Origin of the sequence: Streptomyces sp. NBC_00249, assembly GCF_026342355.1 — a bacterium.
Lineage (GTDB): Bacteria > Actinomycetota > Actinomycetes > Streptomycetales > Streptomycetaceae > Streptomyces.
In genome coordinates this window covers 245,806-258,626 of sequence record NZ_JAPEMV010000004.1, presented here as the reverse complement: position 1 = coordinate 258,626, position 12,821 = coordinate 245,806, and the positions used below count along the sequence as shown (strand labels likewise).

Annotated in this window: 12 protein-coding genes; 10 read left to right on the top strand and 2 right to left on the bottom strand. The window is 73.6% G+C overall.

The genetic code is table 11. The features are described from left to right. Positions 1-5: 5 nt before the first annotated feature. Positions 6-1,181 carry a pyridoxal phosphate-dependent aminotransferase gene (locus OOK31_RS19485; RefSeq protein WP_267088547.1) on the bottom strand — a complete coding sequence of 392 codons (1,176 nt, stop codon included), beginning with the start codon at positions 1,179-1,181 and terminating at the stop codon, positions 6-8. Positions 1,182-1,425: 244 nt separating this feature from the next. Here OOK31_RS19485 and OOK31_RS19480 point away from each other — a divergent pair, with 244 nt between their 5' ends. The 10 genes from OOK31_RS19480 to OOK31_RS19435 all read left to right on the top strand — a co-directional run bounded on the left by OOK31_RS19480 (position 1,426) and on the right by OOK31_RS19435 (position 11,514). Then, entirely contained in the window at positions 1,426-1,566 is a 141-nt protein-coding gene (locus OOK31_RS19480) for a hypothetical protein (RefSeq protein WP_267088546.1), read from the top strand. Between the two features lie 297 nt (positions 1,567-1,863). After that, positions 1,864-2,382 (top strand): DUF2617 family protein, encoded by a 519-nt coding sequence (locus OOK31_RS19475; protein ID WP_267088545.1) that lies wholly within the window; start codon positions 1,864-1,866, stop codon positions 2,380-2,382. Positions 2,383-2,498: 116 nt separating this feature from the next. After that, positions 2,499-4,142: a polyamine aminopropyltransferase gene (locus OOK31_RS19470; RefSeq protein ID WP_267088544.1), complete on the top strand. Its 1,644-nt coding sequence runs from the start codon at positions 2,499-2,501 to the stop codon at positions 4,140-4,142. Between the two features lie 72 nt (positions 4,143-4,214). Further along, entirely contained in the window at positions 4,215-5,042 is an 828-nt protein-coding gene (locus tag OOK31_RS19465) for an SRPBCC domain-containing protein (protein ID WP_267088543.1), read from the top strand. Between the two features lie 19 nt (positions 5,043-5,061). Further along, positions 5,062-5,850, top strand: coding sequence for an aldose 1-epimerase (locus OOK31_RS19460; protein ID WP_267088542.1), 789 nt, complete (start codon positions 5,062-5,064; stop codon positions 5,848-5,850). Between the two features lie 21 nt (positions 5,851-5,871). After that, positions 5,872-6,411 carry an orotate phosphoribosyltransferase gene (pyrE, locus tag OOK31_RS19455; protein ID WP_267088541.1) on the top strand — a complete coding sequence of 180 codons (540 nt, stop codon included), beginning with the start codon at positions 5,872-5,874 and terminating at the stop codon, positions 6,409-6,411. Between the two features lie 257 nt (positions 6,412-6,668). Next, positions 6,669-7,691, top strand: coding sequence for a class II fructose-bisphosphate aldolase (gene fbaA, locus OOK31_RS19450; RefSeq protein WP_267088540.1), 1,023 nt, complete (start codon positions 6,669-6,671; stop codon positions 7,689-7,691). A gap of 213 nt (positions 7,692-7,904) precedes the next feature. Beyond that, positions 7,905-8,648, top strand: coding sequence for a ScbR family autoregulator-binding transcription factor (locus OOK31_RS19445; protein ID WP_267088539.1), 744 nt, complete (start codon positions 7,905-7,907; stop codon positions 8,646-8,648). Positions 8,649-8,721: 73 nt separating this feature from the next. Next, the gene (locus OOK31_RS19440) at positions 8,722-9,429 is read left to right on the top strand and encodes a BTAD domain-containing putative transcriptional regulator (protein WP_267088538.1); all 708 of its coding nucleotides are present in this window, start codon (positions 8,722-8,724) and stop codon (positions 9,427-9,429) included. 132 nt (positions 9,430-9,561) lie between these two features. Beyond that, positions 9,562-11,514 (top strand): helix-turn-helix domain-containing protein, encoded by a 1,953-nt coding sequence (locus OOK31_RS19435; RefSeq protein WP_267088537.1) that lies wholly within the window; start codon positions 9,562-9,564, stop codon positions 11,512-11,514. On the opposite strand, the gene OOK31_RS19430 is transcribed toward OOK31_RS19435, so the two are convergent. Beyond that, positions 11,511-12,791 (bottom strand): transposase, encoded by a 1,281-nt coding sequence (locus OOK31_RS19430; RefSeq protein WP_267088536.1) that lies wholly within the window; start codon positions 12,789-12,791, stop codon positions 11,511-11,513. The two genes, OOK31_RS19435 and OOK31_RS19430, sit on opposite strands and share 4 nt — an antisense overlap. Positions 12,792-12,821 lie beyond the last annotated feature (30 nt).

Sequence of the window (12,821 nt, the reverse complement as noted above, 5' to 3'; positions counted from 1 at the left end):
GGGGGTCAGAGGCGGCGCAGGCGGCGGACGGCTTCCTCGAGGACGTCCGTCCGCTTGCAGAAGGCCCAGCGGACCTGGGTGGCGCCGGCGGACTTGTCGTCGTAGAAGACCTGGTTCGGGATGGCGACGACCCCGCAGCGGTCCGGCAGGGCGCGGCAGAAGGCCAGGCCGTCCTGCTCGCCCAGGGGGGCGATGTCGGTGGTGATGAAGTAGGTGCCCTGCGGGCGGAACACCTCGAAGCCGGCGGCGGTGAGGCCCTCGGTGAGGAGGTCGCGCTTGGCGGCGAGTTCCGCGCGGAAGGTGTCGTAGTAGGAGTCCGGGAGGGCGAGGGCCTCCGCGACGGCGTACTGGAACGGCCCGGACGAGACGTACGTCAGGAACTGCTTGGCCGAGCGGACCGCCGAGACGAGCTCCGGCGGGGCGGTGATCCAGCCGACCTTCCAGCCGGTGAAGGAGAAGGTCTTGCCCGCGGAGGAGATGGTGACGGTGCGCTCGCGCATGCCGGGGAGGGAGGCCAGCGGGATGTGGCCGCCCTCGAAGACCAGGTGCTCGTAGACCTCGTCGGTGACGACGAGGAGGTCCCGCTCGACGGCCAGTTCGGCGACGGCCGCGAGCTCCTCGCGGGTCAGGACCGTGCCCGTCGGGTTGTGCGGGGTGTTCAGCAGGAGCAGGCGGGTGCGCGGGGTGATCGCGTCGCGCAGGGCGTCGAGGTCGGGGCGGAAGTGCGGGGCGCGCAGGGTCAGGGGGACGCGGACGGCGCCGGCCATGGCGATGCAGGCCGCGTAGGAGTCGTAGAAGGGTTCGAGGGCGATGACCTCGTCGCCCGGTTCGAGGAGGGCGAGGAGGGAGGCGGCGATGGCCTCGGTGGCGCCGGCCGTGACGAGGACCTCGGTGTCGGGGTCGTAGGACAGGCCGTAGAAGCGCTGCTGGTGGGCGGCGATCGCGGTACGGAGCTCGGGGACGCCGGGGGCCGGCGGGTACTGGTTGCCGCGGCCGTCGCGGACCGCGCGGACGGCGGCCTCGGCGATCTCGGCGGGTCCGTCGGTGTCGGGGAAGCCCTGGCCGAGGTTGATCGACCCGGTGCGGGCGGCCAGCGCCGACATCTCCGCGAAGATCGTGGTGCCGAAGGCCGCCAGGCGGCGGTTCAGGAAGGGGCGGCTGCTGCTCGCGGGTGCGCTCATGGGCGCCATCCTGGGGGGAACCTCTGGAGTTGCTCAAGTGTGCTTTACCGGTCGTGGCCTGCGGGCATCCCCCCAGCACACGGGACACGGGGGTCCCGGTCCCCGGGGGACCGGGGTGTCTGAGAGGGGGCGAGGACATGATCCTTGCCGTAGTTCTCGTCGTCGCGGTCGTCGGGGGGATCGTCTGGCTCGTCGGCCGGTCCGGGGGCGGCGGATCGGGCAGCGGAGGCTCCGGCGGCAGCTGGTGGGCGGGCAGCGGGGGCGGCTCCTCCTGCGGGTCCTCGTCCTCCTGCGGGTCGTCCTCGTCGTGCGGGTCGTCGTCCTCCTGCGGTGGCGGAGGCTGCGGGTCCAGCTGACACTGATGGGGGCGTCCGGACCAGCGTGAACAGCTCGCCCGGTGGGGACAACTTCCCCAAGGCGTCCTGTTGTTCGGCTCCGCGTTACGGCGTACGGGCGGGATGTGGTTGAACACGTGAACCGGGCAGCCCCCGGGGGGATGTAAACCCCGTCAAGTTGGGTAAAAACGCTGTGAGTGCCGTGCCTTTCATGATTCCCTCGGTTGAGTAGACCAGTCCCCGGACCTCCCGGGACTTCCTGTGGACCCGTGCCGGTGTCCCCCCACCCGTTGACTACCGCTGGCGGGCCCCGGCCCATCTCCCTCGCGCGTTTGCGGAGCCGACTCATGCTCACGACCCTCCAGACCACCTATACCGACACGCGTGCCGCCGATCTCGCCTGGGCCCTGGGACGGGACCGGCTGCCCGCCCTGGCCGTACTGAACCTCCAGCTCGCGGACGCGAAGGTGGAGTTGCGCCTGCTCGGGGCCTCTCATCAGGTGCTCCTGGAGGAAGGCGAGGTGCTCTGCTCGGAGACGGTCGCCTGCATGCCCGGCAGCAGTACGCCGCTGCCGCTCGGCGTGGCGAAGCGGGTCGGCGACTGGGAGTACGAGTTCGCCGCGCGCGTCGAGACCCTCTCGCGCGGCTCGTTCGCGGGGCGGGCGCAGGAACTCCTGGCCCTCGTCGCGGACCACCCGAACGGGCTAGCCGGCACCTTCCCGGGCAGCCCGCACGCCTTCACCGCCCTGCTCGCGCAGCGGTACGAGGGGCAGGTGCGCTGGCGGACCTGGCACGCGTACCCGCAGGAAGGGCAGCTGGTGGCCACCCGGACCCGGGTGGGCGTCAGGATGGGAGCAGCCGTCTAGTCAGTTCGGGGGACCGCGAGTTCGGCCACTGGTTAGGCCAACTGGCCGGATCCGAACGGTACTTGCACCCATGTGGGTGACAGGGTGTCGGTGGGCGGTGACGTACGGTTCGCTTCATGATCGACCGTTCCGCCCCCCGCGGGGTGCTCCCGGCGCCGGAGCCGCGGGGCGTGCAGACCGTCCCGGCCGCCCTGCCCGTACGCCCCAGGACCGGCCGACTCCTCGTCCTGGCCACGGTGTTCGTCTGCGCCGCCTGCGGGCTCGTGTACGAACTGGAGCTGCTCGCCCTCGGCTCGTACCTCATCGGCGACTCCGTCACCCAGGCGTCCGTCGTGCTGTCCGTCATGGTCTTCGCCATGGGCGTCGGCTCGCTGCTGGCCAAACGGCTGCGCCGGCGGCCCGCCTTCGGCTTCGGCGCGATCGAGGCGGCCCTCGCCCTCCTCGGCGGCTTCTCCGCCATGGCCCTGTACGCGAGCTTCGCGTGGCTGGGGGAGTCCCGGCCCGCGCTCGTCGCGTTCTCCTTCGCCATCGGGGTGCTCATCGGCGCCGAGATCCCGCTCCTGATGGTCCTCATCCAGCGCATCCGCAGACAGGACGCCGGCGGGGCCGTCGCCGACCTGTTCGCCGCCGACTACGTGGGCGCCCTGATCGGCGGGCTCGCCTTCCCCTTCCTGCTGCTCCCGGTCTTCGGCCAGCTCACCGGCGCCATGCTCACCGGCACCGTCAACGCCGCCGTCGGCGGCGCCCTCGTGCTGTGGCTGTTCCGCCGCGACCTCAGCCCCCGCTGCCGCTGGCTGCTGATCGCCGCGAACGCGACCGTCCTCGCCCTGCTCGGCTCCGCGACCCTGCTCGCCGACGACTTCGAACGCGTCGCCCGCCGCGCCGTCTACGGCGGCGAGGTGCGGGTCGCCGTCCAGACCGGGGTGCAGGAACTGGTGCTGACCGGGCCCTCCACCGGCTCACCCCGCTCCCTCGACCTGTACCTCGACGGCCGGCTGCGGGTCAGCGGCTACGACGAGTACCGCTACCACGAGGCCCTGGTCCACCCCGCGATGACCGGCCCGCACGCCCGGGTCCTCGTCCTCGGCGGGGGCGACGGGCTGGCCGCCCGCGAGGTGCTGCGCTACCGGGACGTCGCCTCCGTCACCGTCGTCGAGCTCGACCCCGGCGTCGTCCACCTCGCCCGCACCGACCCCATGCTGTCCGCCCTCAACAGCCGGGCCTACGAGGACCCCCGCCTCGGCGTCATCACCCAGGACGCCTTCAGCTGGCTGCGCGGGCCCGCCGCCGGGGACCGCTTCGACGTCATCGTCTCCGACCTCCCCGACCCCGGCATCACCCCCAGCACGAAGCTGTACTCGCAGGAGTTCTACGGACTCGCCGCGCGCGCCCTGACCCCCGGCGGCCGGCTCGCGGTGCACGCGGGGCCCCTGACCACGCGGCCGCGTACGTACTGGACCGTCGAATCCACCCTCCGCGCCGCCGGCCTGCTCACCGCCCCCTACAGCGCGGGCGGCCGCCTCACCGGCTTCGCCGCCGGCCCCGACCGCGCCCTCGGCGGCACCGGGGCACCCCCGCAGGACTGGGGCTTCGTCCTCGCCGCCCGCGACGGCGTCCCCGGCCTGCGGGTGGACCGGGACACCCCCGCCCTGCGCGCGGTCTCCACGCGGGCCCTCCAGGACGCCGCCCGGGACGCGGCCCGCAGCCGCCCCGAGGAAGGCCTGCCGCCCTCCACCCTTCCGCACCCGCGCTACTCCTGAACCGCTAGTGCTGGACATCCCCGGGTGTCGTGTCCGTGTGCAGGGGAGGCTCCCCTCGGTAGGCTCGACCGCATGGAGCATCAGGTGTTCGTTCCGGTACCGGCAGAAGACCTCCGCGCCGTGCTGCGCGACCCCGGCCGCGTGGCCCGCTGCGTACCGGGGCTCCAGCACGACGCCGACACCGCGTCCGGGCCGGTGGCCGGCCGGCTCAAGCTGCGCGTCGGCGGGCACACCGTGACCTACCGGGGCGCCCTGACCGTCACCGAGCGGGCCCCCGACCGCTTCACCGCCGAGGGCGAGGGCACCGAGGTGCGGGGCAGCGGCGCCGTCACCCTCTCGCTCGGGCTGCGGCTGCTGCCCCACGAGGGCGGTACCCGGCTGGAGTTCACCGGCGGGGCCACCGCCGAGGGGCGGGCCGCCGGATTCGAACCGGAAGCCACCGCCACCGCCGCCCGGCGGCTCCTGGAACGCCTCGCCGCGAACCTGGCCACCGAGGCTCGGGCACCGGAGAAGGGCCCGGAGCTGGACGCGGCCCCGGACCTGGGCGACCCCGTCGCCGAGGCGGAGGAGGCCGAGGAGGCGGGCGCCTCCGTCTTCGACACCGAGGTCCCGCCGCCCTCCCTCGACCCCTTCCTCGAAGGGGACTTCGCGGAGATCGCGGACATCGGCGCCGCCGGAACCGCCCCGCGCCCCCCGGCCGAGGCCGCCCACGCCCGCCGCACGATGATCGGCCGCAGCGCCGAGGAGGTCGACCACGCGCCCCCGCGCGGCCGCTACGCCCCGGTCCCCGCGCCGTCCTCCGCCACCGCCGGCGCGAACCTGCGCTGGATCGGCCCGGCCGCCGCACTGGCCCTGGCCTCGGCGGTCGTCGTCGGAAGGGCGTTGCGCCGCCGCCGCTGAGCCGCCGTAGGGTCGCCGTATGAGTACGCAACTGAGCGCGGGCGGCGCCGACATCACCATCGACCAGAAGAACGGCTGCCGGATCAGCAGTCTGCGCGTCGACGGCACCGAACTCCTGCGCCAGGGCCCGCACTACGGGTCCTTCCCGATGGTCCCCTGGTGCGGACGCACCGCGGACGGCCGGTTCCGCGACGGGGCGCACGTCCACCAGCTGCCCCTGAACCACCCCCCGCACGCCATCCACGGCTTCGGCCGCGACGCCGCCTGGCGGCCCGGCGGGGTGAGCGCGACCCGGGCGGCCTTCACCTACGACCTCACCGACCCGTGGCCGTACAGCGGCCGGGTGACGCAGATCTTCGAGCTGACCGAGGACGCGCTCACCCTCACGATGGGCGTGGAGACGTACCAGGACTCCTTCCCGGCCCAGGCGGGCTGGCACCCCTGGTTCAACCGCGTCCTGGAGCCGGGCGGCCCCGAGGCGGAGCTCGCCTTCGAGCCGGCCTGGCAGGAGGAGCGCGGCGTGGACCACCTGCCCACCGGCCGCCGGATCGACCCGAAGCCGGGCCCCTGGGACGACTGCTTCGGCATGCCCCACGGGGTCGACGCCACCCTCACCTGGCCCGGCGCGCTGGAACTGCGGATCACCAGCCGCGCCGAATGGGTGGTCGTCTACGACGAACAGCCCGAGGCCGTCTGCGTCGAGCCCCAGTCCGGGCCGCCGAACGGCCTGAACACCCTCCCGCAGCTGGTCACGCCGGTCGACCCGCTGGAGGTCTCCAGCACCTGGACGTGGCGGCGGCTCTCCTAGGGCGCAATTAAGCTCGGGGGCATGACTGACGTACGCGATGCGCTTCTGCAGCAGATCAAGGACAAGGCCGTCGTGCACGGCAAGGTGACGCTCTCCTCCGGCAAGGAGGCCGACTACTACATCGACCTCCGCCGGATCACCCTCGACGGCGAGGCCGCCCCGCTGGTCGGCCAGGTCATGCTCGACCTGACCGCCGACCTCGACTTCGACTGCGTCGGCGGTCTGACCCTGGGCGCCGACCCGGTCGCGACCTCGATGCTGCACGCCTCCGCCGCGCGCGGCGAGCGCCTGGACGCCTTCGTCGTGCGCAAGGCGCAGAAGGCGCACGGCATGCAGCGCCGCATCGAGGGCACCGAGGTCAAGGGCAAGCGCTGCCTGGTCGTCGAGGACACCTCGACCACCGGCGGTTCCCCGCTGACCGCCGTCGAGGCGGTCCGCGAGGCCGGCGGCGAGGTCGTCGCCGTCGCCACCATCGTGGACCGGGGCGCGGCGGACGCCATCGCCGCGGCGGGCCTGCCCTACCTCACGGGCTACGAGCTCGGCGACCTGGGTCTGGCCTGACCCCTCCTGAGGTCGGGGTTCCGGTTCGGACAACTGGTGACGAAGGTCCTCAGAAGTCGCTGACCAGGTCTTGACCTGGTGCTTTCCGGGCGGGTGGAGTGTTTCACGTGAAACACTCCACCCGGTTCGGACCGCATCACGAGACGAGTGGGATGGAGTGTCGCGCCGAGTCTGGAAAGATAGGCGCGACGATGACGTCGCCCCCAGGTCAGGGCCCGCAATCAGCACCCTTCCCCGCACATCCAAGGAGCGGACAGATGCCCATCGCAACCCCCGAGATCTACAACGAGATGCTCGACCGGGCGAAGGCAGGCAAGTTCGCCTACCCGGCCATCAACGTGACCTCGACCCAGACCCTGCACGCCGCGCTGCGCGGTTTCGCGGAGGCCGAGAGCGACGGCATCATCCAGATCTCCACCGGTGGTGCGGAGTTCCTGGGCGGCCAGTACAACAAGGACATGGTCACCGGCGCTGTCGCCCTGGCCGAGTTCGCGCACGTCGTCGCCGCCAAGTACGACGTCACGGTCGCGCTGCACACCGACCACTGCCCCAAGGACAAGCTGGACGGCTACGTACGTCCGCTCCTGGAGGTCTCGGCCGAGCGTGTGGCCCGCGGTCTGAACCCGCTCTTCCAGTCGCACATGTGGGACGGCTCCGCCGAGACCCTGGCCGACAACCTGGCCATCGGCCAGGAGCTGCTGGCCAAGGCCGCCGCCGCGAAGATCATCCTCGAGGTCGAGATCACCCCGACCGGCGGCGAGGAGGACGGCGTCAGCCACGAGATCAACGACGAGCTGTACACCACCGTCGACGACGCGCTGCGCACCGCCGAGGCCCTGGGCCTGGGCGAGAAGGGCCGCTACCTGCTGGCCGCCTCCTTCGGCAACGTGCACGGCGTCTACAAGCCGGGCAACGTCGTCCTGCGCCCCGAGCTCCTCAAGGACCTCCAGGCCGGTGTCGGCGAGAAGTACGGCAAGGCCTCCCCGTTCGACTTCGTCTTCCACGGCGGTTCGGGCTCCACGGCCGAGGAGATCGCCACCGCGCTGGAGAACGGCGTGGTGAAGATGAACCTCGACACCGACACCCAGTACGCCTTCACCCGCCCGGTCGCGGACCACATGTTCCGCAACTACGACGGTGTCCTGAAGGTCGACGGCGAGGTCGGCACGAAGTCCACCTACGACCCGCGCACCTGGGGCAAGCTGGCCGAGGCCGGCATGGCCAAGCGCGTGACCGAGGCCTGCGCGAACCTGCGCTCCACGGGCACCAAGCTCAAGTAGCAGCGCCACCGCGAGGATCCGAAGGGGGTCCGCCGGTCCGTCAGGGACCGGTGGGCCCCCTTTCGCGTACCCCGGCGGCCCCGGCCCCGGGCCGACCTGACGGAGGTCGGGCGGCGTGTTGGACTGCGGGCGCGCGATGGTGTGGAATCTCCTCACACAAAACGTACCCGTGGGGATGTATCGCCGGCGGGCCAGGAGAAGGCGACGCCAGACATGAGGACAGAGCGACCCCAGGTGAAGCAGGACCGGGCGGTGCGCACGCGTCAGGCCATCCTGGAAGCGGCCGCGGTGGTCTTCGAGGAGCACGGCTACGACACGGCCAAGCTCTCGGACATCGTCAACATCGCGAAGGTCACCAAGGGCGCGCTCTACTTCCACTTCGACTCGAAGGAGGGCCTGGCCCAGGCGGTCATCGACGCCCAGAACGCGGCGCAGCCGCCGATGCTGCCGCAGGCGTACAAGGCGCAGGAGTTCCTGGACATCGGGATGGTGTTCTCGCACCGGCTGCGGCACGAGACGCTGATGCGGGCGAGCGCGCGCCTGACGCTGGAGCACGCGGGGCGAGGCCTGGACAAGGCGACCCCCTACCAGGCCTGGATCGAACTGCACATCGCGGTGCTGGCGGAGGCGCAGCGGCGCGGGGAGCTGCTGCCGAACGTGGACCCGGTCGTCCCGTCGCGGCTGATCGTGGGCGCGTACGCGGGGCTGAACACCATGTCCCAGATGCTCCGCCTGGACTTGGACGCGCAGGTGTCGGAGCTGTACACGCACGTGATGCCGAACGTGGTGGTCCCGGCGGTGGCGATCCGGCTGGACACGGCCCCGGGGCGGGGCGCTCGGGCGCTGTACGGTCCGCAGGGGGCGCACGCGTGCCTGCTCGGCTGTCCGGGCGCCTTCCGGCCGGCGGAGCGGTGCGAGGCGGAAGCTCGGGAGGGCTGTTCCTCGTACCCTGCGTAACCCTCGTAATCCCCTTCTCAAAAAAATCCTTCTGGGTATTATTTTTTCGGCTCATCTGCCCAGGGGGAACACTGTGGACATTGAGGTACTCGGCGCACCACGGGTCATCGAGAACGGCGTGCCCATCACGGCGCCCACACCGGAGTCCCGGCACGTCCTGGCGGTCCTCGCGGCCTCCCCCGACCGGGTGGTCCCGGTGTCCGTGCTCGCGGACGAACTGGCCGTCCGCACCCCGCCCGAACATACCCGGGGCGCCCTGCACACCGCCGTACGCCGGCTGCGCGAGCGGTTCGCGCAGGCACAGGGGGCCGGTTCGTGCCGTACTCCCGAGACCGTGCTCTCGACCCGGCCCGGCGGGTACCTCCTCGACACCGGCGGCGGCCGCTCCGACGTCCAGGAGTTCGAGCGGGAGGCGGGCGCCGGCTACCGGGCCATGGGCCGGGGGGACTTCGAGCAGGCCGCCGCGCGGCTGCGCCGGGCCCTGGGGCTGTGGACCGGCCCCGCCCTGGACGGGATCGACCCCGGGCCCTGGCTCGGCGCCCGCATCGCGTGCCTCGACGCCGACCGGCTCGCCGTGTTCGGGCAGTGGGTGGAAGCCGAACTGGCGCTGGGCCGGCTGCGCGAACTGCGCCTGGACCTGGCCGGTCTGCGCGGCGCCGGAGGCCACCGCCCCGACGACGCCTACCTGGCCGCCCTGCGCCGTGCCGAGGCGCGCGTCGAGGCCCTGCGCGCCGTCCGCCCGGCCCCCCGCCTCACCGTGACCTGCGGGGCCCGCCCCTGACCGCCCGCGCCCGCCCGCGTCCCCGCCCCGGCCCGCCGCGCCGCCGTAGCGCCTTGACCCCCCGCCGCACGGAACCTAGGTTCTGACGCGGGCTGGAAAACGCCTGGTCGGACGGGGGACGGGGACACCGGGATGCGTGGGGACGACGGAACCGGCGAAAGCGGCAGGAGCGGTACGGGCGGCCCGCTCGCCGTACTGGAACTCCTCGCGGCCGACGCCCCGCAGAGCCGCTACGACGTCCTGCTCGCCGGGGCCCGCGCCGCCGGAGCGGACCCGGCCGCGCTCGCCGAACTCACCCGGGCCGTGGAACTGGCCCGCTCCGTACGGGCCAGCGCCAGCCGCCGCGAACAGCGCGAGGCCGCCCTCACCGCGCTCGTCGACACCGCCCAGGACCTGACCTCCCCCTACGACATCGACGGCCTGCTGCGCCTGATCACCCGCCGGGCCCGGCGCCTCCTCGGCTTCGACATGGCCTGGCTGTCCCTGAGCCGCCCCGACGGATCGGCGTACGTACGCACCTCCGAGGGCGAGACCACCGCCCTCAACGTCGGCCTCGAACTCGGCACCGGCCGGGGCCTCGGCAGCATCGCCCAGGCCCGCCGCTCCGCCGTCTGGACCGCCGACTACCTCGCCGACACCGCCATCCCGCACGCCCCCGGCATCGACGCCGTCGTCGAAGCGGAGGGCCTGCACGCGATCATCGCCGTCCCGCTGCGCCGCGGGGACTCCACGCTCGGCGCGCTCTACGGATCCGACCGCGCCGTACGGCAGTTCAGCGCCGACGAGATCGGCATGCTGCTCTCCCTCGCCGACCTGGCCGCCGTCGCCATCGAGAAGGCCCGCCTGCTGGAGCAGACCCGCGACGAGGTCACCGAGCTGGAGGCCTTCGGCTCGCGCACCAACACCGCCCTCACCCGGGTCCGTCACCTGTGGGAGTGCCACGCCCGCCTCGCCGGGCTCGTCCTCGACGGGGCCGGGCTGGCCACCCTCGCCCGCGCCACCGCCGACGCGCTGGACGGCGTGCTCCAGGTCCGCGACCCGGGCGGGCGGCCGCTGACCGCCACCGGGGAACTCCCCGGCCTGGACGAGGAGGCCGTCACCCAGGGGGCCCTGCAGGCACTGACCGGGCGGCGGCCCGTCCGGCTGCCCGGGGACCTGTGGCTGGCGCCCGTCCTGGCGGGCGCCGAGGACCTCGGGGTGCTGCTGCTGAGCGCCTCCGCGCCGCTCGCCGACGAGGACGTCCGGCTGCTCCAGCTCGCCGCCCAGTCCGTGGCCTCGCTGATGCTGATCCAGCGGGGCACCGCCGCCGCCGAGGGGCCCGTGCACGACGAGATCCTCGCCGACCTGCTGGAACGGCCGCACTCCGTCGACCTGCACCTGCTGGAGCGCACCCGGCGGCTCGGCATCGACCTCGACCGCCCGCACGTGGTCCTCGTCGCCCGGCCCGAGGGCGGGGAGCTGGGCAAGGCGGTCGCCTGGGCGTCCTCGTACGCGTACCGGATGGGCGGGCTCAAAGGGGTCCGCCGGGGCTGCATCGTGCTCGTCCTGCCCGGCACCGACGCCTCGGCCGCCGCGCACCGGGCCTCCGGGGAGCTGTCGCCGCTGCTCGGGCACGCCGTCTCCACCGGGGCCGCCGGACCCACCGGGAGCCCCGGGGAGGTGGCCCGGGTGTACGCCGAGGCCGTGCGCTGCCTCGACGCGCTGACCGCTCTCGACGGGGTGGGCGGCACGGCCTCGCTGCGCGAACTCGGCTTCCTCGGGCTGCTGCTGTCCGCCGACCACGACGTGGAGTCCTTCATCGCCGCGACGGTCGGCCCGGTCCTGGAGTACGACGAGGACCGGCTGACGGACCTCACCCGCACCCTGGAGGCCTACTTCGCCTCCGGCGCCAGCCCCACGCACGCCGCCGAGACCCTGCACGTCCACCCCAACACGGTCTCCCGCCGGCTGGAGCGGATCGCCGAACTGCTGGGCGCGGACTGGCAGAAGCCCGGCCGGGCGCTGGAGATCCAGATGGCGTTGCGGCTCCGCAAGGCCCGTACCGTCCTCCACGACCGCCGCACGGCCGCCGGCCCGCCGCCCTAGGGCCGCTCTTCCGGGTAGCGCTCCGTCCCCGTCAGGGCGCGGGCGGCGTGGGCCACCGAGGCCAGGGTGACGTGGCGGTGCCAGCCGGGCAGGGCGCGGCCCGCGAAATCGCGCAGCCCCGCCTCCCGGCCGCTGTGCTCGGCGGCGAAGCCGACCCGGCGGCCCTGCTTCGTCAGCCGCAGCAGCGGGCCCACGGGGAGGCGTACGAGGTCGGTCACCCACATCTGCGTGGGCGCCCGGCGCGGGTCCGTCCACTCGCCGACCAGCAGCAGGTGGCGCCGGCGGGCCGGGGAGGGGTCGGGCATCATCACGCGGACGGCGACCGCGAGGGTGCTGCGGTGGCGGCCCGAGGGGTGCCCGGCATCGGGGTCGGTCCACTCCACGGGGGTGGCCAGGCCCTTCACCGACTGGAGGACGTCGCGTGCGGAGCGGGCCCCCGCGCCGTGGCCGGGCAGCGCCGGATCGGTCACCAGCAGCGGGGTGGCGGGGCCGACCCGGGCGATGACGGGCAGTCCGGCCTCCGCGAAGCGGTTCATCGTGGACCGGGTGCCGATCCGCATGATGTCGAGGACGACCGGGCGGGGTGCGCCCCCGGCGGCGCGCACGGTGGAGATCACGGCGGCCGCCGCCGACTCCTCGTACGCGGACTCCTCGTAGGCGGCGCGCGCGAGGAGGTCCTCGCCCGTGCGCGGCAGTTCCTCCTCGCCGGGCAGGAACATCCGCCAGCCGACCGGGCTGGCGAGGGCGGGCGAGGTGAACCAGGTACCGAAGGCCTGCTGCCCCCGGAACATCTGCCCCTGGTGCGGGTCGAAGCGGTGCGCAACGCCGATCGAGTGCTCGCCGCCCTTCGGGATCGCCATCGGCTGGGCCACCCACGCGGTCAACGGGGTGGCGGCCTCCAGGAAGCCGGCGAGCGAGGCGCGGATGGGCTCCCAGTCCCAGGTGGAGCTGGAGATGAAGTGGTGCATGCTCTGCTCGGCCGCCGCCCCGCCGACCTGCCCGGCGATGCCGCGCATCGACTTGCGGCCGGGGAGGGCCAGCAGCCCCCGTACGTACTGGCGGCCCTTCTCCCGCTGGTCCTTGCGGCGCAGGGAGGCCAGGACGGCCGCGCACAGGTCGTCGGCGGCCTCGCGGGCCGGGTCGCGGCGGGCCGGGTGTCTTCGGACGGCGGGCGGCCGTTCCAGCGTGGCGCCGCAGGTCCTGCTCCCCGAACCTGTGGCCGCCCCCGTGGCCGTCCCCGCCCCTGTCCCCGTTGCCGTGCCCGTGCTGCTATTCATGATCGTTTTCACGACATGCCCCCTTGGCGT